The 24,399-nt window shown below is 42.3% G+C and carries 24 protein-coding genes and 1 riboswitch; of the genes, 3 read left to right on the forward strand and 21 right to left on the reverse strand.

Annotated features, from left to right (window positions below):
- Positions 1–155: 155 nt before the first annotated feature.
- Together AC3ISB_RS20505 and AC3ISB_RS20510 are read right to left on the reverse strand one after the other, a co-directional pair.
- On the reverse strand, positions 156–1,361 hold the full coding sequence (locus AC3ISB_RS20505; RefSeq protein WP_480338520.1) for an acetate kinase: 1,206 nt from the start codon (positions 1,359–1,361) through the stop codon (positions 156–158).
- Between the two features lie 177 nt (positions 1,362–1,538).
- The gene (locus AC3ISB_RS20510; protein ID WP_098369961.1) at positions 1,539–2,525 is read right to left on the reverse strand and encodes a class I SAM-dependent methyltransferase; all 987 of its coding nucleotides are present in this window, start codon (positions 2,523–2,525) and stop codon (positions 1,539–1,541) included.
- Positions 2,526–3,014: 489 nt separating this feature from the next.
- Between AC3ISB_RS20510 and AC3ISB_RS20515 the strand changes: the two genes are divergently transcribed.
- Positions 3,015–3,371, forward strand: coding sequence for a hypothetical protein (locus tag AC3ISB_RS20515; protein ID WP_489274060.1), 357 nt, complete (start codon positions 3,015–3,017; stop codon positions 3,369–3,371).
- A 168-nt stretch (positions 3,372–3,539) separates the two neighbouring features.
- Here AC3ISB_RS20515 and tpx read toward each other — a convergent pair whose 3' ends face one another.
- From tpx to AC3ISB_RS20560, 9 genes are all read right to left on the reverse strand, one after another.
- The gene (gene tpx, locus AC3ISB_RS20520; RefSeq protein WP_034309176.1) at positions 3,540–4,040 is read right to left on the reverse strand and encodes a thiol peroxidase; all 501 of its coding nucleotides are present in this window, start codon (positions 4,038–4,040) and stop codon (positions 3,540–3,542) included.
- A gap of 173 nt (positions 4,041–4,213) precedes the next feature.
- Complete coding sequence (ytfJ, locus tag AC3ISB_RS20525) at positions 4,214–4,690, reverse strand: GerW family sporulation protein (RefSeq protein WP_489274062.1); 477 nt, start codon at positions 4,688–4,690, stop codon at positions 4,214–4,216.
- Positions 4,691–4,704: 14 nt separating this feature from the next.
- Positions 4,705–5,397 (reverse strand): DUF2953 domain-containing protein, encoded by a 693-nt coding sequence (locus tag AC3ISB_RS20530; RefSeq protein WP_480338518.1) that lies wholly within the window; start codon positions 5,395–5,397, stop codon positions 4,705–4,707.
- 99 nt (positions 5,398–5,496) lie between these two features.
- Positions 5,497–6,036, reverse strand: coding sequence for an RDD family protein (locus AC3ISB_RS20535; protein WP_489274064.1), 540 nt, complete (start codon positions 6,034–6,036; stop codon positions 5,497–5,499).
- Between the two features lie 12 nt (positions 6,037–6,048).
- Complete coding sequence (gene sppA / locus AC3ISB_RS20540; RefSeq protein ID WP_098369956.1) at positions 6,049–7,050, reverse strand: signal peptide peptidase SppA; 1,002 nt, start codon at positions 7,048–7,050, stop codon at positions 6,049–6,051.
- A gap of 307 nt (positions 7,051–7,357) precedes the next feature.
- Entirely contained in the window at positions 7,358–8,353 is a 996-nt protein-coding gene (gene pdxA, locus AC3ISB_RS20545) for a 4-hydroxythreonine-4-phosphate dehydrogenase PdxA (RefSeq protein ID WP_098369955.1), read from the reverse strand.
- Positions 8,353–9,645 (reverse strand): four-carbon acid sugar kinase family protein, encoded by a 1,293-nt coding sequence (locus tag AC3ISB_RS20550; protein WP_141993917.1) that lies wholly within the window; start codon positions 9,643–9,645, stop codon positions 8,353–8,355. Before AC3ISB_RS20550 ends, pdxA begins: the two co-directional genes overlap by 1 nt.
- Before the next feature lie 29 nt (positions 9,646–9,674).
- Positions 9,675–10,649 carry a 2-keto-3-deoxygluconate permease gene (locus AC3ISB_RS20555; RefSeq protein ID WP_063232702.1) on the reverse strand — a complete coding sequence of 325 codons (975 nt, stop codon included), beginning with the start codon at positions 10,647–10,649 and terminating at the stop codon, positions 9,675–9,677.
- Between the two features lie 155 nt (positions 10,650–10,804).
- Complete coding sequence (locus AC3ISB_RS20560) at positions 10,805–12,472, reverse strand: sigma-54-dependent Fis family transcriptional regulator (RefSeq protein ID WP_181762272.1); 1,668 nt, start codon at positions 12,470–12,472, stop codon at positions 10,805–10,807.
- A gap of 328 nt (positions 12,473–12,800) precedes the next feature.
- Here AC3ISB_RS20560 and AC3ISB_RS20565 point away from each other — a divergent pair, with 328 nt between their 5' ends.
- Positions 12,801–13,601, forward strand: a complete 801-nt coding sequence (locus tag AC3ISB_RS20565; protein WP_141993919.1) for an NAD kinase — start codon at positions 12,801–12,803, stop codon at positions 13,599–13,601.
- Positions 13,602–13,636: 35 nt separating this feature from the next.
- On the opposite strand, the gene AC3ISB_RS20570 is transcribed toward AC3ISB_RS20565, so the two are convergent.
- From AC3ISB_RS20570 to AC3ISB_RS20590, 5 genes are read right to left on the reverse strand one after another with little or no spacing between them, the layout of a single operon-like run.
- On the reverse strand, positions 13,637–14,407 hold the full coding sequence (locus tag AC3ISB_RS20570; RefSeq protein WP_144551107.1) for a TatD family hydrolase: 771 nt from the start codon (positions 14,405–14,407) through the stop codon (positions 13,637–13,639).
- Positions 14,408–14,422: 15 nt separating this feature from the next.
- Positions 14,423–15,166 carry an ABC transporter ATP-binding protein gene (locus AC3ISB_RS20575; protein ID WP_141993921.1) on the reverse strand — a complete coding sequence of 248 codons (744 nt, stop codon included), beginning with the start codon at positions 15,164–15,166 and terminating at the stop codon, positions 14,423–14,425.
- Positions 15,150–15,932: an ABC transporter permease gene (locus tag AC3ISB_RS20580; RefSeq protein ID WP_098369949.1), complete on the reverse strand. Its 783-nt coding sequence runs from the start codon at positions 15,930–15,932 to the stop codon at positions 15,150–15,152. The genes AC3ISB_RS20575 and AC3ISB_RS20580 overlap by 17 nt, the downstream gene beginning before the upstream one ends.
- Complete coding sequence (locus tag AC3ISB_RS20585; protein ID WP_034309193.1) at positions 15,929–16,213, reverse strand: thiamine-binding protein; 285 nt, start codon at positions 16,211–16,213, stop codon at positions 15,929–15,931. Before AC3ISB_RS20585 ends, AC3ISB_RS20580 begins: the two co-directional genes overlap by 4 nt.
- Before the next feature lie 11 nt (positions 16,214–16,224).
- Complete coding sequence (locus tag AC3ISB_RS20590) at positions 16,225–17,229, reverse strand: ABC transporter substrate-binding protein (protein ID WP_489274069.1); 1,005 nt, start codon at positions 17,227–17,229, stop codon at positions 16,225–16,227.
- Between the two features lie 134 nt (positions 17,230–17,363).
- Positions 17,364–17,472, reverse strand: a riboswitch (TPP riboswitch).
- Between the two features lie 303 nt (positions 17,473–17,775).
- On the opposite strand from AC3ISB_RS20590, the gene AC3ISB_RS20595 reads away from it, so the two are divergent.
- A complete protein-coding gene (locus tag AC3ISB_RS20595; RefSeq protein WP_489274071.1) occupies positions 17,776–18,603 on the forward strand; it encodes a protein-glutamine gamma-glutamyltransferase in 828 nt (275 codons plus the stop codon).
- 93 nt (positions 18,604–18,696) lie between these two features.
- Here the strand turns inward: AC3ISB_RS20595 and rarD are convergent, their stop codons facing one another.
- From rarD to AC3ISB_RS20620, 5 genes are all read right to left on the reverse strand, one after another.
- On the reverse strand, positions 18,697–19,626 hold the full coding sequence (rarD, locus tag AC3ISB_RS20600; protein ID WP_489274073.1) for an EamA family transporter RarD: 930 nt from the start codon (positions 19,624–19,626) through the stop codon (positions 18,697–18,699).
- Between the two features lie 80 nt (positions 19,627–19,706).
- A complete protein-coding gene (locus AC3ISB_RS20605; RefSeq protein ID WP_489274075.1) occupies positions 19,707–21,308 on the reverse strand; it encodes an amidohydrolase in 1,602 nt (533 codons plus the stop codon).
- Positions 21,309–21,460: 152 nt separating this feature from the next.
- Complete coding sequence (gene mbcS, locus AC3ISB_RS20610; RefSeq protein ID WP_489274077.1) at positions 21,461–23,044, reverse strand: acyl-CoA synthetase MbcS; 1,584 nt, start codon at positions 23,042–23,044, stop codon at positions 21,461–21,463.
- 101 nt (positions 23,045–23,145) lie between these two features.
- On the reverse strand, positions 23,146–23,334 hold the full coding sequence (locus AC3ISB_RS20615) for a hypothetical protein (protein ID WP_489274079.1): 189 nt from the start codon (positions 23,332–23,334) through the stop codon (positions 23,146–23,148).
- 796 nt (positions 23,335–24,130) lie between these two features.
- A complete protein-coding gene (locus tag AC3ISB_RS20620; RefSeq protein WP_034309203.1) occupies positions 24,131–24,337 on the reverse strand; it encodes an alpha/beta-type small acid-soluble spore protein in 207 nt (68 codons plus the stop codon).
- Positions 24,338–24,399: the final 62 nt, after the last annotated feature.

Raw genomic sequence — 24,399 nt, forward strand, 5'->3', positions numbered from 1 at the left:
GAAAAGTTTTTCAAAGAATAGATGATGGCGACCCAGCGTTCAAGGGGATCGGTTTGCATGGAGATAAAATCCATGGGAAGGCGGATTTTGAGGATGAATTTTCATGGGAAAGACCCCTTACCAGAGAGATAAGGGGGTCATTATAAAACAGGAAGTCATATTTTCCAAGTTTCGCTCAAAGCTATTTTCATTGTATCCCTGACAATCATGATTTCTTCATTAGTGGGGATGACCATGACTTTCACAGGGGAATAGGGTGCATTGATGAACGCTTCCTTACCCGAGGTGCGATTGAGATCCTTATCCCAATATACCCCCATGAATTCAAGCCCCTCCAAGATTCGCCCCCTAATGGTTTGACTGTTTTCACCGATGCCCGCTGTAAAAATGATGCCGTCCACACCTCCCATTTTAGCTGAATAGGAGCCTATGTACTTGTGAATCCGGTCTGCGAACACTTTAAGTGCGAGTTCAGCCCGCTCATTGCCTTTATCCGCTTCAACTTGAATATCGCGCAGGTCGCTGGAAAATCCGGAAAGGGCCAGAATGCCGCTTTTCTTATTCAGGACATCCAGAACTTCATCTGCTGTTTTTCCCGTCTTCTCCATGATATAAGGAATCAGTGCAGGGTCGATGTTCCCTGAACGCGTTCCCATAGTAACACCGGCCAATGGTGTAAATCCCATTGATGTATCAATTGATTTGCCGCCCTTTATGGCCGTAATGCTTGCGCCATTCCCTAAATGGCACGATATCAATCGAAGCTGTTCAATTGGGCGGCCAATCATTTCGGCAGCCCGCTGCGATACATATTTATGTGAAGTGCCATGAAACCCATACTTCCTTATTCCGTAATCTTCATAATATTCAAGAGGTAAGCTGTACAAATAGGAACCTGCCGCCATCGCTTGATGGAAGGCAGTGTCGAATACCGCAACCGCTGGCACATCATCCAGTATTCGCCTGAAGGCTTTGATTCCGGTGATATTGGCGGGATTATGAAGGGGCGCCAACTCGGAAAGCTTTTCGATTTCCTCTATTACGTCTTCCGTAATCAAGACCGAGTCCGTGAATATCTCACCGCCATGCACCACCCGATGCCCTACGCCATCTATTTCTTCAAAGGAGTCAATGATGCGATGGTCAATCAGCTTTTTCAATAAAAGCCCTACAGCTATTTCATGATTGGGTATATCCATCGTTTCAGAAACCTTTTCGCCTTCGACGCTTAAGGTAAATGCGGAATTTTTCAAGCCGATTCTTTCTACAAGACCTTTTGTAATTACTTTTTCACTTGGCATCTCAAAAAGCTGAAACTTCAATGATGAGCTGCCCGCATTAATAGCCACGATTTTTGACATCCATCCTGCTCCTTTACTCTAAGCTAGTTCCCCCAATGTTCATCCCAACGAAACGTGCAGTGTATTGTACAATCTTATCATGGCAAGCGGATTCAACCAAATAATAATGAAAAATTGCAAATAATCACTCTTTCAAAAAAAAAGAAAGCCAATGCCTGCGGCATCAGCTTTCATTGACTATTTTTCCTCTTTAAACCAATCGTCCATCTGTTGCATGACAGACCTGGTCGCTTCGAAATCCGACAACTTCGGAAGTTGTACGAGCAATGCCTTCTTCGGTGCTTCGATACCCTCTTTTTTCTTTTGGAGGATCAGGATGCTTTTCGCAGCCGCTTCACTCTTAAACATGGAAAGCGGCAGTTGCACCATCCCTTGGATATGTGTATGCTTCTTCAGGAAATCATTGAGTTTCGGAGCTTCCTCCGAGACGAACAGGTTATTCGGGACAATGAAGAATAGGTGTCCGCCATCCTTCGCGTGTTTAACACCTTGTTCAATAAACAAATGGTGTGCATACGAATGTCCCTTATCAGCCTTCAATTCATACTCAGCTGCACGCACATCATTCGGGTAATAACCTATCGGCAAATCACTGACCACAACATCTGAAGGATCGATGAAAAGCGGCTCCAAGCTGTCCTGGTTGAAAAATTCCAGCGGGTGTTCTTGCAGGTTGGCACCTGCGTATGCAAGCCTGATCAAGGTTTCATCAATCTCGACACCATATGAAGCGATGTTTTTATCAGTAAGTTGATTCAAGATCGCAAATAGTAAATTCCCCGTTCCAATGGCAGGATCGAGCATGACTATCTCTTTTTGATTCTTGGTGAATTTACCGACTAAATAGCTGACGAACATGCCGACTGCATCAGGGGTCATATGATGATTCGGCTGAACGCTCTGCTGCATGCCTTTTAAAATAGCAAGCTGATACGCTTTACGGATTGCTTCCTTCTCATATTTCTCCGGTGAAAAATCTGCATAATGCTTCACTAACCTTTTCTTCGATACTTCACTGATTTCCTCCTGCAGGACTTTCCCTTGGAAGAAATTCTCGCCCGTTTCACCCAGGGCATCCAGATACGTACATGAAAGTTCACTTTGCAATATTTGGGCTGTTTCATCAAATTCATAAAATAATTGTTCAACTGGGGTAGACTTCACTTATTAATTCCTCCTGTTTGCTTCTGTCCCTATTTTATAGGTAAGAAGAAAGAGATACAAGCCGTACGTCCTGCTTATCATTCTTCGTATGTTTAACATACTGTTTTTCGATTTGAAAGTTAAATATATGGAATCTCGCGCGCACTCCTTTTTTCAAAATTTCAACCACGAGTAATTAAAAGGTAAATTAAATACAGGGTGTGAAATTTGGAAGTTGATTTCCGCTCCAGGCACTCGCTTTCCCCGCAGGAGTCTCGCACCTTCCTCTCCAATCATCTTTGTTATAAAATTTAGATATAAACCATACCCAAGGAGTTGAAGATATTGCTTTGGGTCAGTTGGTTCGGGAACATCATTTGATCACAGTTACGTTTTCCGAAGCCCTTTTGTCTACAAACTGAAATACAGGGTTGCTGCCCTGATTTTTTATTACTTGGAAAGGCTCAATGAATGCCCAAACAGAATACCATACATGAGGTGGTGATTATTATGGATAATCAATATCAATACTATCATGGGCAGGTTAATCCGATAAATCAGCAACATGATACACAGTCAGCAGATGAATTTAACAGGCAACAACATGGTACACAGTCAGCAGATGAATTTAACAGGCAACAACAAGGGTTTCAAGAAGGGTTTAGACAAGGATATCGACAAGGGTATCGACAAGGGTATAGGGATGGATATCGAGCAGGGCAACAAGCGGGGTATATTCCAGGACCTCATCAAAGACAAATGCCGTCGTGGCCTAATGAAATTGACATAAAAGTTGGTACACCTAATGGTCAAGAGTGGTCTGGCAAAATTGTTTTACCACTGAATGGTCCGAGTTTGGAGCCATAACTAAATCAAGCATATAATGATAAAAACAGTGTATTAGAAACGAACTGTATTGGTCGGCACTCAAAGTTTAATATACACAGCTCCATTGAAAATCAGGCAAGAATAACATCCGTTAAAAGTTAAAACAAAAAACCGGGCACATAGCGCCCGGTTTCTTAGGATTGCATCTTATTTTGCCGCTTTAGCCGCTTCGATTGCACCTTCGTAATTTGGATGGTTAGTACCTTCACTCACATATTCTACATATGTGATTTCATCAGAGCTGTTCACTACGAATACAGAGCGGGCCAATAGACGAAGTTCCTGCATGACGACACCATATGCTTCACCGAATGAAAGGTCACGGTGATCGGAAAGAACTTGAACATTGTCCAAGCCGCTTGCAGCACACCAGCGTTTTTGCGCGAAAGGAAGATCGTTACTGATCGTCAGTACTTTCACATTATCCAATTTTGCCGCTTCTTCATTGAATTTACGTGTCTGTGCATCACATACACCTGTATCCACGGATGGAACCACGCTGATAATGCGGACAGAACCTTTGGAGTCGCTTAATGTAACCGGTGATAAGTCATTAGCCAATACTGTAAAATCAGGTGCTTTGTCCCCAACTTTTAGTTCTTGTCCCACTAAAGTGATCGGGTTGTTTTTAAATGTAACTGAAGCCATTAATAATTCCTCCCTTTTCTGCTATATGTACAAGCATAATCATATTTGTTTTACCGGAATTTTGCAATAAATTGAATTGGGAAATGTGAATGATGCTTGTACATTACATACATGCTTTTTATGTTGATGGAATACTGCAGCAAAAAGAAAACTCGGCGGGTGCCGAGTCACAGTTAGAAATCTATATCCTGTTTAGGTTCTTGATACCTCTTTACAGCTGGTTGACTGCCGCCTTGATTACTGCCTTGCTTTTGATTACTGTCTTTCTTGGATAGCATGGACTGAATTTTATCGACGACTTGAGGAGCTAAATCCATCATTTTTTCGAGAAGATGTGTCCCTTCATCCAGATGAATCATTTTCACCCCATGGGAACCGACAATCAAAAAAGCAATTGGTGTTATGGAAACCCCACCGCCGCTACCGCCGCCAAAAGGCTGCTTGGAACCACCTTGCTGTCCTTGATTGTTCCCATCCATCATAAATTCGCTGCCACCGGCTGCAAAACCAAATCCCACTTTGGATACGGTTAAAATGACACTTCCATCCGGAGTCTCCACCGGATCCCCGATGATCGTGTTCACATCAACCATTTCTTTCAGATTTTCCATAGCTTCTTTCATTAAACCTTGGATCGGATGATCTGACATTTAAATTCCTCCCTCTAGAACGATTGTTTATTGGAATCATCTGATAGCTTCGCTAATTTCTTCGACTTGAAATGCGGCTTTCCGCCTTTCCTATAACGAAGCAGTTTTATTCCAGTCACCATAGCTTGCCCGATTCTAAATTGTAATATGCAGGAAATCGACGTGTTTGCCTGCCATCTCTGAAAGTCGGGTGTAATGGAATAGGAGGGCATAATCCGGAAGTTGAAATAGGTTGTCAGCAACCCGATGATTGAACCTTTAAGTGCCCAGCATGCTCCAGTTAAAACACCGGTGTGTGCAGCGTTTTTAGTACCGACCATACTATGCCAGGTGAATTTTTTGACTTGGACTTTCCCTGTGAATTGACGGACGATCCTATGAAATCCGATTATATGATGAAGCATCTCCAGACTGTCTGCGAATCCGTCACGCAAATCTTCGGCTGTAATTTTTTTCTTTTCTTCCTTTTCGGTTTTTCCGGTCATTTCTTGCTCTTCCTTTACTACTATAGCCGCAGAGTCATCTTCCATTTTGATGACCGGAACCTTGAATGTATAGTGAAAAAGCCCATACCAAGCTGATAATTTAATATGTATTTGGTCATTCGTTTGGATACGTTTGTAGTCGATATACACTCTTACATTAGTGAAAACAACAATCAGCAGCACTAAAATGAGGATACCTATTATCAACAAAAGCCACTTCATGCACCCACACCCCTTCAGCCTATCATTATCGGCATATGCAAAAAAAATAAACCTGCAAAAGCGAAAATCCCGCTCTTACAGATTTATGAATGGAAGAAATCATCTTCTGATCAACACAACGCCCGTGTCTGCAAAGACATCATGCAATGCCTGTTTCTTCGGTAAAAGGCCTGCCAAGAGATAGCCAATCCAAGTGACTTTTGAAATATAGCGGCCAATCAGCTCCCTGAACAATATCGTACCCCATGAAATGTTTTTTTTCTCTTCCTTCAATGCCACGACTTTCAGTCCAAAAATCATCTTGCCAAGGGTTTGGTTCAAGAATTTGGTCATCAAAACAAAGTATAAGAAGAATACGACCCCCGTTAAGAAGCCCTCTGCGGAAAACCAGAGATCATCTGTCCCTTCATAAAACTTGAAGATCGGATGAATCAAAATCCGGTTCAAACTTCCGATAACCAATAGATCGGCTAGATAGGCCCAAAACCTCATCCAAAAACCTGCAAAATGCACTTTCTTGACTCCGTCATCATCCACGGTCTTATTGGCTGGTGTAAATTCCTGCTGAACGGGAACCTCTTGATCTGCCATTAGATTGGATGAAGCGATTTGTTCATTGTTTTCATTTCGTTCCGTCATCCTTCAGCCCCCCTATTCCGCATACAAATACATTAAGCGTGGAGAATTTGAAGAGGAAAGGATTTTTGTCAAGACTGCCGTTTCCACATCATTTCCCAACATTTTTTGCGCACCCATACTGAATAATGAACCAAAACCTGCCTCATCTGTATAACGGATAACTTGAGCATCCTTTTCACCGATATCCGTTTTCATTGCGGCAATTACATCATCCAAATGGCCGAAATCATCGATTAGATGGTTTTCTTTAGCCTGACGCCCATCATAAATGCGTCCATCGGCAATTTCCCTTACTTCCTTCTCTGTCATACCGCGTCCGTCTGCAATTACTTTTACAAATTGATCATAAGAATTATTAATCATATTTTGCAGTATTTCACGTTCTTCCCCAGTCATCTCCCTGGTCGGGCTCATAATATCCTTGTGTGGTCCGCTTTTGATGGTTTCGAACTCGACACCATATTTCTTGGCCAGCTTCTCGTAATTATACCCATGCATGATGACGCCAAGTGAACCCGTCATCGTTTCTGGGCTAGCATATATCTTATCGGCTGGTGCAGAAATATAATATCCGCCGGAAGCCGCCATAGACCCCATGGAAACATAGACAGGTTTTTTCACTTTCTTGATATCAAGGATCTTGTCATAAATCTCTGCACTTTCGACGACACCGCCTCCTGGAGAATTGACCCGAAGGATGATTCCTTTGATATCATCATTTTCCTCTGCCATCTTCAGCTTATCCATGAAGGCACGGTGATTATATGTTGCTGAACTAAGTAATGAGGCTTCTCCTGTATCTTGAATCGTGCCCTCTACATCAAATACGGCAATAACATTTGAGTAATCATCGCCTTCTATGACTTCCTCGTAAAATGCACTTTCGGAAGCAAATAATTCATCAATGATATTTTCCGTATCCGCTGTAAATAGAGTCGTAGCCGCCCCAACAGCAATAGAGACAAAAAATAAAACGGCTGCGATTCCAAGTGCCGCCCAACGCTTTCCATTCATCTGTTTTCCCCCTTAAATATATGTATCCTTCTTACCATACGAACTAATGATGAAAATGTTTCATTCTATGATAAACTAAGACATATAAAATTGTAGCAAATAATCCTCTAATTGGAAATGCATTGGTGCATTTTGTACAATTTGCATATACCTTTCTTTCCTATTTATACAAAAGAGGGATGATGTTATACATGCAAATAAAAAAATTTCCTCAAGTTTCTAATTTTGAGCCGGAGCAGGCCATGCTTTAAACGGAAAATCAGCCAAACTAAAAAGCTGCCGGGATTCATCCCGGCAGCTTCTATATTTATTGCTTTGGAGCTAATTCAATTGCTGACTGAATGGCCGCAAGCATGCTTTTTTCATCAGCGATATTCTTCCCGGCAATATCAAATGCTGTCCCATGATCTACGGAAGTTCGGACTATACCGCCCTTGAGCCCTACGGTAATATTGACTCCAGCCTCAATTCCCATGACCTTGATCGGGGCATGTCCCTGATCATGATAACAGGCAATGACAATATCAAAATCTCCACGGCCAGCCCTGAAGAACAATGTATCTGCAGGAAGCGGCCCGCTTACATTGATTCCCTCACCCTGTGCCCGTTCTATTCCAGGCATTAATTTCTCTTCTTCTTCACCATTTCCAAATAAGCCATTTTCCCCTGCATGGGGGTTTATACCACAAACAGCGATGCTTGGGTTTTGAAAGCCCGCCTTTGTCAGCGTTTCATGTGCAAGCTTAATCACTCTGTACGTCCGCTCAGGATTAATGCTTTCGATAGCTTCGATCAGCCCCATATGAGTCGTCAAATGGATGACCTTTAAATTGGGAGTGGTCAGCATCATCGAAAAGTCATCTGTACCTGTAAGATCAGCAAGAATCTCTGTATGGCCAGGGTACATATGACCACCTTTGTGGAGCGCTTCTTTATTCAAAGGGGCCGTACAGATTGAATGAATTTTCTTCTCCTTTGCCAAGTCGATGGCCTTTGCCAAAAATTTAAAGGCGCCGTCTCCCGCTAGAGCAGAAACCTCTCCAAACGGAAGGTCTAAAGGCAGGATGTCCAAATCCAGAACATCTATCGAACCGAACTCATACTTCGCCTCTGCAGGATCTTTAATGGCATGCACCATCCCCTCAAAGCCTACGATAGGCTTTACCTTTTCTATTATTTTCGCATCTCCGATAATAAGCGGCCTGCACTGTTGATACACCTCAACGTGAGCCAATGCTTTTACGATAATTTCCGGGCCAATTCCCGCCGCATCTCCCATAGTAATTCCGATAATGGGTCTCATCAAGCATTCTCCCCTTTCAACTTATTCAACGCATGGATAAATACGTCCTCTGAACCAAATCCTCCAGCTTTCGTGACGACATAAATAGCGTCATTACCCAAGAATTTGGAGATAGGGACTCCTATTTCCAGTTCATCAAGCAATTCGAAACCTTTTACATCCCATAGATTGCATATTTGCTTGGCTGTATCGCCGCCGGTCATTGTCACACCTTTAAAATATTGTTTCTCTAACAGGACAGAACATACTGTGCCAATCGCTTTCACAATCTCGTTGCTGACCTGAGTATGAGTAAGGCCTTTAGATTCGCCCGTTTTCCAAGCCATTTCAATATCCGCTTTTTCTGCAGTGGAATAAATGACGACATCCTGCCCTTCTGCTGCCATTTGGATGGCCTCATGATAGACTCTCCTGATTTCCTCTGTTCTTTCCCGGTCGTCCCCTACAGCTTTATGGGACTCGAATGATATTGCATGTACCTGTATCTGTTCCAACATTTTTTTCAATTGTTTCCTTGAATTCTTATTTACACTTCCGATCACCGTAAGGACCGGCGAGCTAGAATTAGGGATCGTCAATCGATTTTCCTTTTGTGGAATGGAGTAATGGTCAGGCAGGTAATTGGCGATTCCTGCCGATCCCGCCCAGGCCAATTCAAGATCCATTTCCTTTGTATAATTCAATATGTCTTTCAAATGCTGCTCTTCGGTTGCATCGATGATGATATACGTTATCGAATCGTCTATAAACCCTTTTAACTTATTGTTCACATGGTTTTTGCCTTTTTCCAAATCTCCCACTGTAATTGTACCAATTCGATGTGATGTCTGGGAACCAATCAACTCTGGCAGATATGATTGGGTCACAGGCGTTTTTGGATCCTTGGAAATCTCTGTTTCACCAAGAGGGATGCCATTTAAATAATGGGTAGAATCCAGAATGGATCTTCCATTTTTGGGATACCCTGGAGCAATCATGACTAAATCCGGTTTTATAGCATCATACATGGCATCCATTTCAGCACCGATATTTCCGCGCATTGTCGAATCCAGCTTTTTGAAGATCGTTGAGAAGCCAGCCTGCTTTAAAAAATCTGCTGCTGCCTTGACTTTATCGTAAGCATCTTGCCTCTCCAGTGAGCGGCTGTCTGTATCAAATACGACGGCATCATAATTTCGTACATTTTCTTCATCCAATCCAAATAGTACGGTCGTTTTAAGACCATGTCGAGCTAATTGGACACCGCTATCATTGGCACCCGTTAAATCATCCGCGATGATCGCTAATTTCATTTTCAATCCCCTCCAAAACATGGGCTAGCCTAATTATTGTATTTAGCCACTCCACCCTTCTTATCCAAGTGCTTGGATAGGAAGCCGATGAATATCGGGAGAAGGATAGCTGTTGTCACGACACTTGCTGCAATTTGAACAGTAGCAAGCTCAGCATGGATTCCGAATGAGGCATTTGCTGCCACGATAGCTACCGGGGTCCCGACAGCATTACCCGCAGTGGAACCTTCGGAAGCACCGACAATAGGGTTCCATCCTATCCATTTAAAGATCAGATACCCTCCTCCACCAGTTAGGAGAACTGTAATCACACCAAGTAATACCCCACTTAATCCTCCTTGGATTATCGCTGTGAAATTAATCCCCATACCTAATGAAAAGGCAAAGAACGGAACAAGCTTATCGCTTCCTTTAGAAAGGAAATCTTTCATCTCGGAATCTAAATTCCCCAATACCACCCCGACTAGTAGCGGAAGCAATACGGCTATGAACGAAGTTGGAGAGAACATGCCATCAGCGAAGCCCATTGTCCCGAAAATAGCAAGCGCTACCATTGTTAAGAATGGACCGTCACTTAAAGCGAGAAATGGGTAGGCGGCCTTGTCTTCTTCCTTCCCATACTGACCGGCTAATGCAATATAAAGCCCGCCATTGGAATTTGTCATGGCTGCAATAATTGCCAATGGTGCCATTCCTAAAAATAATCCGTTACTATCGGCCAGCCAGAATCCTAGTAGCCCGACCAGCGCTCCTAACACCCATTTATATGTTAAAAGTGTAACGCCCTTTTTTACCGAAGTTCCTGCTGTACGAAGATTGATTTGCGTTCCGGCAATTAATAGGAATAATGCTATCAAAGCACTTGAACTGTTCACGAACAGTGCTTCCGTAAAACCGCCAATCCTTAATAGACTAGGAAATAATGTATTGATAGTGGCTGCCAGCAATAGCGGAACAACCATCATCCCCCCTGGGATACGATCAAGCGTTGCTTTAATTCTCATAATAAAAACCCCTTTGTTTTATTATTAAAGCGCTTACAAACTTTATATTAGAATATGATGTTAATAAAAGCAACACTTATGAAAATATAAAACTATTTTTAATAAAAATAGTTTAAAAATGCAACACTTTAATCAAAAAAAAAGCAAACTTAAAGTCATTCTTTAAGTTTGCGCCATAATGTTGCCCGGTTGATACCCAATCGTTCGGCAGTTTTCGTTTGATTATAATTTTCCTCTTTAAGAACTCGCTGAATGATATACTTTTCCATTTCTTTTAGCGTCGCTTTTTGTGAAACGAAGATATCAGTCGGAATGTTATTATCCGCTATTATTTTCTCGATCGTTTCCTTTCGTATCACATACTCTTGTTCATTCAAGGCTATTTGCTTAATTAATTGTTTTAAATCGTCAATGTTGTTAGGATACGAATACTCTTCCAGAAGTGCAAGGGCATCACTTTTTATATTCATCGCCGTTGTTCCGTACTTCTGATGATAATAGGATAAGAAGAATTTCGTTAAGTTTCCTATATCGCTCTTACGTTGCGATAAATCCTGCATATGAATCGTATTTATTGCAAAATTTCCAGCAATAGCTTCGTTGATTTGAACATTTGCTACAATGAATATCGATAGACTTTTTCTGCAGCAAGTGCTTAGAAATTCTCTTAATGGTTCATAATCCTGCAGACAATCGATATTCTTCATAGTTATGGTGCGGATATGCTCAAGAGGCAGCTTGTTAAGATCAGCTTCCTTGAATTCTTTGAAATCAATTGTAAGGAGCTTTCCATTTTTTGTTTGTTCATTATGTATATGATTGACAAGAAACTCTTTACCCGTCCCTCGATTTCCTTTTAAGTGAATGATTTCATGGTTCTTATAGAGTGCTGTTACATTTTTGATCAGAACGGTATCCAAGGCAATCGGTTCTGAGATAGAAGCTGCCTTGATCTGTACACCTTTTTGATCGAATCGTTTCATTGGACTGGCATCTAATACATAAACCCCATATGACGAGTACAAACCATCATGCCAAAAGCCGTCTACCTCTATACTGCTGCCATCGTGTGAAAAACTGGTATGCAGCTGCTTACTTACGTTCACTTCTCCATTCATGCTTCTAAATTGATCATCGGTCAATGGATTGGAGTCAAAATCGGTTAAATGCTCATAGACGATTTGATTATCACTATTTAAAATGACGATATTTTGGACTTCTTTGACTAAAAGCCTTTCAAACATCCTATTGATGTCGCTTTTGTATTGAAGATAGGTAATCATTTCCTTCGCATCATTGATTGCCCTTATGATTGATTCCTTTCCCGATTGAATGAGGAATCCTTTCATGCCATAAGAGATGGTTGTATTGATTGTAATCACATCACCAACGATCTGTTTATAACCCTCGTTTTTCAAAGTCAAAATGAGAGGAGCAACATCTTTTGACTCACGGACCGTATAAACCTGTAAAGGAAGGTCCAATAAGTCGATTATCGATTGGGCACCTGATGTTATATTTGAAAATCCCACGATCGCCGTTTTATCTTTAAGCTCACTGGCTAATGTCAGGGAACGAATCATATCATAACCGGAAAGGTGCATGTCGATCACTGGGATATTGACGGATTTCTTAATTAACTTAGCCGTTCCTCCCCTGCTGATTATAGCATCCGCTCCGTTTTCCTCTTCCAATTTCGCAAGTTCCACACCCTTTTCCAAGTCTCCTATGGAATACCCTATTCCTAAATCTGGATAAAGAGGCACGCACGCTTTAATTATTGGAATCATTGATTCATACGGGGCAATGATATGTACTTTCATACACATAACCTACTTTCTTATATATCCGAACCCTATTCACCATTTAATCATATACCCATTGTATGACAGGGATTGAAAGAGCCCTTATTGAGAATTAATTATACCATCATTCGCTTTTCACTTCCTAAAAGGAACTGCTTCGCTATCCAGTTAATCATTCTTTCTTCGATACTGCTTCCTCAAACGAATAACAAAAATGCTTCATTCCATGATAAACTATGTCATATAAAAGTGTACGAAATGTGCAGCTTCATTTTGTACTGGCGGCTTTCCCTTCTTGAAAGAAAAGAAAGCCCTTTCATCACCATACATACTAGGGGGGAACATGATGAACACTCGAAGGAATATTTATTTTTTCCATGCACCGAATGCAGAGATGATCAGCAAGGTGGAATACTTGTCAGACTTGGCGAAGCAACATTCGTATGAAGTCATCCAGGATTTCACGAAAGCAAACATCATCGTAAGCATCGGTGATGACGGCACATTCCTGCAGGCAGCCCGTAAAACCGGATTCAGGGATGACTGTTTATATGCGGGCATTTCCACCACAGGTAACTTGAATATGTATTGCGATTTCCACTTGGAAGACAGTGATAAAATGATCGATGCCATGACAAAAGAGCAAATCGAGGTACGTAAATATCCAACTATCGCTATCCAATTGGACGATCAGCCCTCCTTTTATGCCCTTAATGAACTCAGTATCCGGTCTTCCATCACCAAAACGTTCATCATGGATATTTTCATTGATCAACTCCATTTTGAAACTTTTCGCGGGGACGGGATCATCATTGCGACTCCGACTGGAAGCACCGCCTATAATAAATCGGTCAATGGGGCCGTTGTCGATCCTCTCCTCCCTTGCTTTCAAGTGAGTGAACTTGCTTCCGTCAATAATAATACCTATCGGACCCTAGGTTCCTCATTTATTTTAAGCGGTGATAAGACGTTGACCGTCCACCTTGAAGAAAACGGACCAAGCTATCCGATCATCGGAATGGACAATGAAGCACTAAGCATCAATCATGTCGAAAAGGTAAAGGTCCGGTTAAGCGGTAAAGTCATCAAGACCGTTAAGCTAAAAGACAATTCCTTTTGGGAAAAGGTTAAAAGAACCTTTCTTTGAACTAAAAAAGGTACCGGGTATGGTAACCGGTACCTTTATATATGATAAAAATCTTTCGTATTTTGATAAAGGATTTCATAGACATCCTCAATCGGCAATCCTTTAATCGAAGCAATCTGACGCACACTCTCATGCATCATGCCGGGATGGGTCCATTTCCCATTGAAAACCCCTTCAAACGGCCATGGTCCATCCGTTTCAATCATCATCAGCTTAAGTGGGTATGCAAAAACTAATTCCTGTATTTCCCTCTCATAACAAACATCAGGTGTAATCGAAATACGGTAGCCCTTTTCGGCCATTCTTTCGACTGTCCGGATATCGCCTTTAAACCAATGAAAGTGTGCCTTTGTGATTTGATGCTTATCCAAAAGGTCGCAAACGATGGGTGCATCGTCATGTACGGCATGAAGGATAACCGGCTTTTCAACCTCTTTAGCTAAGGTCAGGAACCTCTCCAGTATCACTATATACGCTGAGTTATCAATATCGGGATTTTCCTGCCTTAAGTAATAGGGCAGCCCAACCTCACCTATGGCAACCATATCTTGACGATGTTCCCGCATCCAGTTCAAAAGTTCGTTCACTTCTTCATCGCTTGGGAGGGGCTGCTCTGGATGAAAACCAAAGGCAGGCTTTATTCGTGAATCCTTCAGTGAGAGCTGATAATTGTTAATCGAAGAGGCCAAATTCATGGAAACAGACAGCAAGGATTCCATATGAACCTTTTCCATGTCAGTCAGAATCTGCTTCCGCTTAACAACATCATACCGGTCCAAATGGATATGACTGTCGATGATCCTCAAGTTTAATCGCCTCCCTTAAGTAGAAAAAGTTGGTTTCAGTGCTGCATATAAGTCTCTCTTCAAATGAAAAAACTCATCACTAAGAAGCTGTTCTTCACTTCTTGGCCTTGGAAATGGAATTTCCACTTCTTTGATGACAGCAGCCGGTTTTGCTGATAACACATAAATCCTATCTGAAAGGAAAACCGCTTCATCTATGCTATGCGTAACAAAAAGCACCGACCTCCGATTTTCTTCCCAAACCGACAACAGCCATTTTTGCATTTGCAATCTTGTCAGTTCATCCAAGGCAGAAAAGGGTTCGTCCAAGCACATCAAGTCCTGTGGACTTAAGATACTCCGGATGAATGCGGCCCTTTGCTTCATGCCACCAGATAATTCATGCGGATATGCTTTCTCGTACTCTTCTAATCCAGCTTTCATCAAAAGGGCTTTTGCCTTTTCTTTATCTCTGACCCCAGCAAGTTCACTTCCAAGCAAAACATTTTCCAATACCGTCCTCCAAGGTAAAAGGGAAGGCTGCTGAGGCATATAGCTGATATGGCCCTTTAAGCCATTTATCTTTTTACCATCCAGTGAAATGATGCCATGATCCGGCTTCAAAATGCCGCCGATCAAGTGGAACAATGTACTTTTACCGCTGCCTGATGGCCCAAGGATCGTGACAAATTCTCCTTCATCCACATGGAAATTCATCTTCTCCAATATATTCTGTTTATCATCGAAAGAATAGGAGACGTCTTTAATTTCCAGCTTCATCCTTTTCGCCCTCCTTTCTCTTCCAAGAAACTAAGTATTTCTCCAGGATGGTGATGATTCCAAAAAAGATCAGGCTCATTCCCATGATGATGAAAATGGCAACAAACACCCGATCTGTCCTGAACGCAGAGGAAGCGAGAGTCATATAAACACCAATCCCCGATTTTGCTCCAAGCCATTCCGAAATAACTGCACCCATTACACTATAGGTGGCTGAAATTTTCAGGCCGGAGAAAATGAACGGAATCGAGTGAGGAAGTTCCAGCTTCCAAAATAACTGGTTTTTTCCCGCTCCCATCATCTTGAAATAATGCTTAAGTTCGTATGGTGTCTGGCGAAAACCGTCCAATGATGCAACTGCCACCGGAAAAAAACATACAAGCGAAATCACTATTAACTTAGGCAGCATGCCAAAGCCAAACCAGATCACCAAGAGCGGCGCCAAAACAATGATGGGTATATTTTGTGATAGTATGAGCAGAGGATAAACCGCGTCCTTCACACCGGGAAATAGGTGTAAAATTGCCGCGATCAATAAGCCGATGCAGCTTCCAATAAAAAAACCCGACAACGCAAGCTCGGTTGTGGATATAAGGTGTCCGTAAAGATTGCGGGACGACTCAATTCCTTCAATGAAAATGGCCGATGGAGCGGGAAGCAGCCATTCTTCGACTTTCAATAAGACTGTCACTGACTCCCATACTATCAGCAACAATAATAAAAGAAAGAAGGGAGCCCCCTTCTTCCAAATTCCCCTTCCGATCATGCGCGATATTTCTCCGTTAACGTATCCATCGTAATCCCGCTTGGCTGATATAATATTTTCACTTGGGAAATGACATTCGGCGATCCTATTTCAATCATTCTTACATTCATTTTTTCTATCACGGCAAAAAGTTCGGAAAGCTCACCCTCCATTGTCGTTTCTAGCGGGTGAACCTCATACTTGACACCTGATTCTTCAATGATCTTGATTGCTTCATCGACCATAGGGATGACATTTTCCCCTTTAGGAATAATCTGAATACTAATTAATGAGTTGGCCATTGTATTTCCTCCTATTTTGGTAAAAATTCATTGGTAAATGCCTTTTCAGGATCGAAATCACCTTCAAGAAGCTTATTTTCAGTCATCCATTCACTGTAATTCTTCCAAATTTCAAGCTTTTGTTCACCCCATCGCGGAGCATCATCCTGATACTTGTCTGCAAGCCACTCCTGGCTTTTCTTCACTAGTTTTGCATCAAGATCCGGTGCAGACTTAATTAACATGTCCGCTGCATCGTCAGGATTCTTAATCGCAAACTGGTACCCTTTCGAAGCTGCTTGAACGAATGCTTTAACAGTCTCCGGATCTTCTTTTATCATCTTTTCATTCGTAGTTAATACAGGCGTATAGTAATCAAGCTTATCAGAGTATTCGGTTAAGTAAACCATATTAAGCTTTTCATTTCGCAATTCAGCCTCAATGCCTGTCCATCCATAATAAATCCAGGCAAAATCTATATCCCTTTTAACCGAAGTGAAAAAATCCGTGTCTCCTGTATTGACTATATCCACTTTATTTACATCCGCATTTTCTTTTTTCATGAGTGAATCAATGATGGCCTTTTCAACCGGAGACCCCCAGCCGCCATACGTTTTCCCTTCAAAATCCTTGGGAGTTTTAATGTTCTTTGCCTCAGGGGAAGCGAATCCCGAGGTATTATGCTGAATGACGGCAGCTACCGAAACAATCGGCACGCCCTGCACGCGGGCCTGCGTTATGCCCTCCTGGTAACTCACGCCAAATTCAGATTTCCCTGAAGCGACAAGCTTATCAGCTCCGGCTTCACCTGGCATGATAATTTCCACATCAAGACCTTGTTCTTTAAAATAACCTTTTTCCTTGGCTACATACAATCCTGTATGGTTTGTATTCGGTGTCCAATCGAGCACGACCGATACTTTTTTTAATTTTTCATTTCCTTCATTTTTAGATGCTTCTTCTTTTTCATTAGTTCCGCCTGCACCGCATCCAGCCAAAAGGAACAACGAAGTTAACAGTGGCAAGAATTTATTCAAGTCATTATCCTCCTACACATCATATAAGTTCCATATGCCGGAACCATAATGGGGCTCCAGGGTTTATTCAAATACTGGATAAAAAAGCAAAAAACGCCCGAAGATGAATTCGGACGTTAACATACAAAACAGAAAATCAGTAATAATATGTTCCCTCCGCTGGCATCATCCAGATCAGGTTCAAAGAGTCAGCATCTAAAGGATGCAATCTCAGCCAGCATACTGGCCCCCCTACATTTCTCGCACATATGAACTTTTCTCTCTCATTATATCAATTCATGGGGAAAAAGGAATACTAATTTGCTTCTTCTCGCTAATTGGAAAGGTATTCCTTGCACTCTAGGATATCTAGCAAAACATCTTTTGGAATGAAAGCAATAAAATTCTGCCTCTTTTCATTCCAATCATTCTCGGCTGCAACGCTGACTGACACGTTCCAAATAGTCAATTCAAAGCTTGCATTCATATAATGAGCATTACATGTAGACATTTTTGTTTACCGGTTTTATAAACCGTTAATTTCATAAGTAAAAGGTGGATATGATCATGATAAAGATTAATCACAAATGGTTAGATGTCAGTCAAATCCAACCAGGAATAGCATCTGCTAAATCGCTTGAAATTGTCCATTTGCTGGCGGAAGATTCTAACGTCTTTGAATATCGGAACTTTGGAGAGTTTAATTTCGAGATACAACTGAGGAACCGAGTCATTGCGGCAGCTATTGCGTTGGATAAAAGTAATGTAGAATTTTCCACACTTGAGGAATCGGAAAGCAATAAACAATATTGGCGCCTTTCAAAGGATGGCACCTTTACCCTTCAGCCAGGGATTCTCCCTCATGCTGCACTCGTTGACATTTTCATAAATGGAAGGCTTTATGCTTTCGAATGCGGGACAGCAATAGTCGTCACTTTTTTAAAGGCCATTTTGGATTTAATCGGCCCGAGGAATTTCGACAACCTTTTTTCAAACCTAGTTTTATATGACTGGCACCCTCCACAAAATATGGCTCTCATCATTCATAAAGGAAGGGATTATTCACCAGGTGATTGTGTTTACTTCAAAAACCCTGAACACGACGAGTCAACTCCTGAATGGCAAGGTGAAAATGCCATATTATTAGGAAATAACCTCTTTTATGGCCACGGGATCGGGATTACCAGTGCACAGGGAATCATCACTGAATTAAATAGCAATAGAAAGCCATTCGCCACCATATCAGCATTCCTGACAGATCATATCATTTTCCTGGATAGTTCCTTCTATAGTCAATTCCAACTAAATATCCCCCGTGCAAAGCCTGATCACAGTCCTGTCAGCCTTTCCAATTGTATTGTTTCTGAAATAGGTTCGAATATTTACCTTTCATGACCCTGGCATTTCACTTATGCCGTAAAACTGCTTCATTAAAACTGGCATATCAAAAAATGCTTGGGGAGAAATCTCCCAAGCATTTTTTGTTATTCACGCACCAATATTCCTTTTGCCTTTGAACCTGCGGGCACTTGCCTGACCCCATTTCGTTATGGATAATGTATAAACAGCCAAGGCTGACCATATGAACAAAAAGGCTAAAAGATGTGCTTTAGTAAAACTTTCATGATAGACGAATACCCCGATCAATAAAGATAAGGTCGGAGCGATATACTGAAAAATGCCAAGCATCGATAACGGGATCTTCTCCGCCCCTTTCGCAAAATATAAAAGAGGCAATGCCGTGACAATCCCGCCGCCCACCAACAGCAGGCTTGTGCTTCCCTCTGTAAAGAATTGCATTTCTGACCTGTTCATCAAGTATATCAGGTAACCCAGAGCAAGAGGCGTTACCATCATCGTTTCGAGCGTCAGCCCGATCGCCGATTCGGCCTTGATCATTTTTTTTGCCAGACCGTATAATCCGAACGTCATGGCCAAAACAAGAGAGATCCACGGGATCGTGCCAAAATGAATGCCAAGGATCAAGACTCCGATTCCTGCAAGCAGGAATGAAATGATTTGGGCCCTGCTCAATTTTTCTTTTAAAACTATCACTCCCAATAGTACACTGACTAGCGGATTGATATAATATCCAAGGCTCGTGTCGAGGATCCGTCCTGAGTTAACGGCCCAGATGAACACTCCCCAATTAGCTGTAACAAGCAGTGACGCCATTAGTAATGCCGCAAAGAGTTTGGGATTTCCCAATATGTTTTTGACATAAACAAGAAACGCTTGCCATTTTTTCATGAACATCAATAAAACCAGCATGAACACGAAAGACCATAATACCCTCTGAGCTAAAATTTCTGTTGCACCGACTCCCTGAAGGAACTTCCAGTAAATCGGCACGACTCCCCACATCATGTAAGAAAGGGCTGCATAGATCGCCCCTTCTTTTTGTTCATCCACTTTCATAACAAGCCTTCTTTCCATTTACATTCCTTTATCTAATTCCATCTAACAATTTTGTATTCGCATTTCTTTTTTTGCAACTGTTATTTTTTATCATACATGATTTTGTCATCGATGACCGTCATGACCGCCTCAGCTTTTAGGAGATCTTCCGGCGCAACAGCAAAAACATCCAGATTAAACACGGTAAAATCGGCATCGTACCCTTCAATGATCACACCGCGACGTTTTTCCTGGCCGATTGCTGCAGCACTCCCTTTTGTATACAGTGCGAAAGCCTCGTATACGGAAAGCCTTTCGCCCAAGCCATATACGGTCCGGTCCTCACTGTTGATTTTCATCCTTGTGACAGCTGCATGAATGCCCAAAATTGGATTTAATGGTTCAATGGGTGCATCCGACCCTCCCGCACAAATGATGCCCAACTTCAAATAGGTTTTCCAAGCATAGGAGGATTCCAATAGATCGGCTGGAACCTTTTCTTCCACCCACGGGAAATCGGACGGGACGAAACCCGGTTGGATATCAAAGATTACCGGCAGCTTTGCCGCCCGCTCCAACAGCTCCGGCCGGACAATCTGCGCATGGATGAGCCGGTCCCTCTGCCCCTTTTTCGGGGGGAGGGCTTCTATTGCATTCAAGACGTATTCAAAAGCGAGATCGCCAATCGCATGGACAGCAATCGGCATTCCGGCATCCCTTGCTTTTTTCACCCATTCCTGAAGCTCGTTTTCAGTGAATATCGCGACTCCATTCGTATCCTCTTGATCTACATAAGGCTCGCTCAACAGGGCTGTGCGTCCGCCCAAGGAGCCGTCGGTAAATATCTTCATGCTGTCGAATTTGATATATCGCGTACCTTTCTGATAGCCGCCGCCTGCTGCCAGCATTTCTTCAAACGCTTCGTGATGGACGAGCAAATTGGCGCGGAAGGCCATTTCCCGGTCCTCGATTACCGATTTAAACGCCTGATATGTCGGCATGAAGCCATTGTAATAATGGAGGTCCTCTGTATGTCCGCCAGTCAAACCTAGCTTATATGCGTCTTCTATGGCCTCTGTGAGCGCGTTTTCGATATACTCTTGATCAATGCCGGGAAGACTGTCTAAAATAAGGCTCTGCGCCTGACTTTCTTTAAATAAACCATTCAAACGTCCGTCAGGATAACGGCAGATCACCCCGCCTGAAGGTTCTTTTATATCTTCTTTAATATCCGCTTCCAAAAGGGCGCGGGAATTGACCACCAAGGCATGACGGCAGATCCTTTTCAATACGATGGGATGTTCTGTCGATATCGCGTCAAGCTCATCCCGTAATATCAATTCAGGACTTGGCCATTCATTTTCATTCCACCCTTCGGCAACAATCCACTTTCCAGCCGGGGTTTTTGAGCACTTTTCCTTCAAGGATTTCAAGATGGACTCCCTGCTATCCATCAAAGAGAGGTCTAAACGTAGCAGCCTTTCACCATGCCCGACCAAATGAAGGTGACTATCCACTAACCCCGGCAGCATCGTTTGTCCATTTAAGTCGATTTCCCTGGAAATATTGCCGGCATATTCATTTTTCAAATAGTCCAGGCTGCCAGTATCAACAATTACCCCCTTTTCAGTGAAGACTGCCTCTACTTGATCGTATTCTTTAATCATCGTATAAATCGACCCATTGAACCATAACGTTCCCATTCCGGCTTTACACTCCTTATTAAATGATTGTTACTGTGCAGATATGCAGTAAGTGTACCATCTCATATCATGAATTCCCATATTTATGCTTTTATCCAAACACCTGTTAATAAAAAAACGCCAGCCGTGGGGGCTGACGGTAATGCTATCAATCAATTGTTAAGGAGTGCTTCTTCCCTTTTGCGTAAATCCACTCGTTTGATTTTACCTGATGTCGTTTTGGGCAGCTCTTCTAAAAATTCGATTTTCCTTGGATATTTATATGGGGCAGTCAATTCTTTCACGTGCGATTGGAGCGTCTGGATCAAGCCTTGGCTGTTCGGATCGATATCCTCCATCAGAACTACATATGCCTTGACCACATTTCCCCTTATTTCATCAGGGCTTGCGATAACGGCACACTCTTTAACAAATGGATGCTTAACGAGTGCATCTTCCACTTCAAACGGTCCAATCGTATATCCCGAGCTGATGATGATATCATCAGAACGACCCTCAAACCAGAAATAACCATCTTCATCCTTTTTCGCTTGGTCGCCGGTGATATAATAGTCCCCGCGGAATTGCTGCGATGTCCGCTCGGGATCTTTAAAATATTCTTTAAAGAGAGCAGGTGTATCTACATGTACGGCAATATCCCCCACTATGCCAGGAGAACAAGGTTTACCGGAATCATCAATGATTTCCACATGGTTGCCCGGAGTCGGTTTGCCCATGGAGCCCAATTTAATTTCCATGCCTTTCGTTACACCTACCAGCAGGGTATTTTCGGTCTGACCATATCCATCACGCACTTCAATATTGAAATGGTTTTTAAAGACCTCGAACACTTTTTGATTTAAAGGCTCTCCCGCTGATACAGCACTATGAAGATGGGATAAATCATAGTCATCAAGGTTATCTGCCTTTGCCATCAATCGATACTCGGTCGGTGTGCAGCATAATGCATTCACTTTGTAGTCCTGAAGCAGCTGAAGATATTTTTTCGCCTCGAACTTCCCATGATAGGCAAGACCGGCCGCTCCCGTTCCCAGAACCGCCAGGAAAGGACTCCAGATCCACTTTTGCCACCCTGGGCCTGCAGTTGCCCAAACCACATCCGTTTCGCTGATGCCGAGCCAGTTTGCTGCAGACGTTTTCAAATGTGCATAAGCCCATCCATGTGTATGGACGACCCCTTTTGGATTTCCTGTCGTTCCGGAAGTATACGATAAGAACGCCATATCCTCACTCTTCGTGTCGGCCATAGTCAGCTGATCTGATTCCTCATCGGCAAGCTCATTCAAATCCAGCCAATTTTCGATTCGTTTTCCGATTGAAAATTTCAGGAGGCTTTCCGCCCCTTCTATTTCATTCAATTCATGAGTATATTCATGATAACTGATGATTCCTTTGACATCACCATGGTTGACTCGATACTGCAAGTCCTTCGCACGAAGCATTTCGGAACAAGGTATGACAATCATGCCAATTTTCAATGCGGCTAAATACACTTGATAAGCTTCCACCAAACGAGGGATTATGATAAGGACCGTATCACCTTTACCCAGTCCTTTTTTCTTGAAGGCATTTCCGATTTTATTTGCACTTTTTAATAAATTCTCATATGTAAGTTGTTTTTTATCCCCGGTTTCATTCTCCCAGAGGACGGCAACTTTTTCTGGATCTTTTGCAAAACTTTCCATTTCACTCACTAAGTTGTAATGTTCCGGAGCCAATAAGTCTTCACGCTTCATATTCTTCCCCTCCAATTATGAACTCTTAGTACCTACTCATTATACAAGATACTTCTCTAATATTTCTATTTATTTTTACAAATAAATAAAGAGAGCGGGTGTTAGAACCCGCCTCTCTTTAGACTGTAGTCAAATTCGATGAAAATCCAGTTTTCACTAAAAAAACCGTTACAGTTGATTTCAGAAACCCGCTCCCTTTCCGCCGACTGTCTGCCAAGCCTCATCAAAGCAAGCGTCTGTGGGGTCTCGGCTAGCCAGTTTTTCGGCAGGAGTGTCGCAAATTTCTTCAATCCAGTGAGTTTTCATTTTATATAAAACAGTAAAAAATCATGAAGTATTACTAAGGCTTGTTTAAAATAATGGTCCGCACTTTATTCGGCCGCTACGAATTTTGTCAACAAAATAAGAGAGCGGGTGTTAGTACCCGCTCTCTTTAGGTTGTAGTCAAATTCGATGAAAATCCAGTTTTCACTAAAAAAAAACCGTTACAGTTGATTTCAGAAACCCGCTCCCTTTCCGCCGACTGTCTGCCAAGCCTCATCAAAGCAAGCGTCTCTGGGGTCTCGGCTAGCCAGTTTTTCGGCAGGAGTGTCGCAAATTTCTTCAATCCAGTGAGTTTTCATTTTATATACAAAAGTAAAAAATCATGAAGTATTACTAAGTCTTGTTTAAAATAATGGTCCGCACTTTATTCGGCCGCTACGAATTTTGTCAACAAAATAAGAGAGCGGGTGTTAGTACCCGCTCTCTTTAGGTTGTAGTCAAATTCGATGAAAATCCAGTTTTCACTAAAAAAAACCGTTACAGTTGATTTCAGAAACCCGCTCCCTTTCCGCCGACTGTCTGCCAAGCCTCATCAAAGCAAGCGTCTCTGGGGTCTCAGCTAGCCAGTTTTTCGGCAGGAGTGTCGCAAATTTCTTCAATCCAGTGAGTTTTCATTTTATATAAAAAAGTAAAAAATCATGAGGTATTACTAGGTCTTGTTTAAAATAATGGTCCGCACTTTAATCGGCCGTCACGAATTTTGTCAACAAAAATAAAGAGAGCGGGTGTTAGAACCCGCTCTCTGTAGCCATGTTTATTAAATTATCTGTTGAATCCTCCGCCTAATTGTTGTTCAGCCATTTGAACAAGGCGTTTTGTGATTTCTCCACCAACTGAACCGTTAGCGCGAGATGTTGTGTCGGCACCAAGTTGTACGCCGAATTCTGTAGCGATTTCATATTTCATTTGTTGTAGAGCTTGTTCCACTCCAGGTACCAATAATTCGTTTGAGCTGTTGTTGTTTGCCATGTGTTTTTCACCTCCTTGTGATTATAGAGTGTGTTAAAACACATGGCTTCATTCGTTCAATT

Source organism: Peribacillus sp. GL_122, from assembly GCF_057835005.1.

Coding starts and splice junctions, on each gene's coding strand:
- AC3ISB_RS20505 (WP_480338520.1), bottom strand. CDS start 1,361: ATGTCAAAAATCGTGGCTATTAATGCGGGCAGCTCATCATTGAAGTTT.
- AC3ISB_RS20515 (WP_489274060.1), top strand. CDS start 3,015: ATGGATAATCAATATCAATACTATCATGGGCAGGTTAATCCGATAAAT.
- tpx (WP_034309176.1), bottom strand. CDS start 4,040: ATGGCTTCAGTTACATTTAAAAACAACCCGATCACTTTAGTGGGACAA.
- ytfJ (WP_489274062.1), bottom strand. CDS start 4,690: ATGTCAGATCATCCGATCCAAGGTTTAATGAAAGAAGCTATGGAAAAT.
- AC3ISB_RS20530 (WP_480338518.1), bottom strand. CDS start 5,397: ATGAAGTGGCTTTTGTTGATAATAGGTATCCTCATTTTAGTGCTGCTG.
- AC3ISB_RS20535 (WP_489274064.1), bottom strand. CDS start 6,036: ATGACGGAACGAAATGAAAACAATGAACAAATCGCTTCATCCAATCTA.
- sppA (WP_098369956.1), bottom strand. CDS start 7,050: ATGAATGGAAAGCGTTGGGCGGCACTTGGAATCGCAGCCGTTTTATTT.
- pdxA (WP_098369955.1), bottom strand. CDS start 8,353: ATGAGACCCATTATCGGAATTACTATGGGAGATGCGGCGGGAATTGGC.
- AC3ISB_RS20550 (WP_141993917.1), bottom strand. CDS start 9,645: ATGAAATTAGCGATCATCGCGGATGATTTAACGGGTGCCAATGATAGC.
- AC3ISB_RS20555 (WP_063232702.1), bottom strand. CDS start 10,649: ATGAGAATTAAAGCAACGCTTGATCGTATCCCAGGGGGGATGATGGTT.
- AC3ISB_RS20560 (WP_181762272.1), bottom strand. CDS start 12,472: ATGAAAGTACATATCATTGCCCCGTATGAATCAATGATTCCAATAATT.
- AC3ISB_RS20565 (WP_141993919.1), top strand. CDS start 12,801: ATGAACACTCGAAGGAATATTTATTTTTTCCATGCACCGAATGCAGAG.
- AC3ISB_RS20575 (WP_141993921.1), bottom strand. CDS start 15,166: ATGAAGCTGGAAATTAAAGACGTCTCCTATTCTTTCGATGATAAACAG.
- AC3ISB_RS20580 (WP_098369949.1), bottom strand. CDS start 15,932: ATGATCGGAAGGGGAATTTGGAAGAAGGGGGCTCCCTTCTTTCTTTTA.
- AC3ISB_RS20585 (WP_034309193.1), bottom strand. CDS start 16,213: ATGGCCAACTCATTAATTAGTATTCAGATTATTCCTAAAGGGGAAAAT.
- AC3ISB_RS20595 (WP_489274071.1), top strand. CDS start 17,776: ATGATAAAGATTAATCACAAATGGTTAGATGTCAGTCAAATCCAACCA.
- rarD (WP_489274073.1), bottom strand. CDS start 19,626: ATGAAAGTGGATGAACAAAAAGAAGGGGCGATCTATGCAGCCCTTTCT.
- AC3ISB_RS20605 (WP_489274075.1), bottom strand. CDS start 21,308: ATGGGAACGTTATGGTTCAATGGGTCGATTTATACGATGATTAAAGAA.
- mbcS (WP_489274077.1), bottom strand. CDS start 23,044: ATGAAGCGTGAAGACTTATTGGCTCCGGAACATTACAACTTAGTGAGT.
- AC3ISB_RS20620 (WP_034309203.1), bottom strand. CDS start 24,337: ATGGCAAACAACAACAGCTCAAACGAATTATTGGTACCTGGAGTGGAA.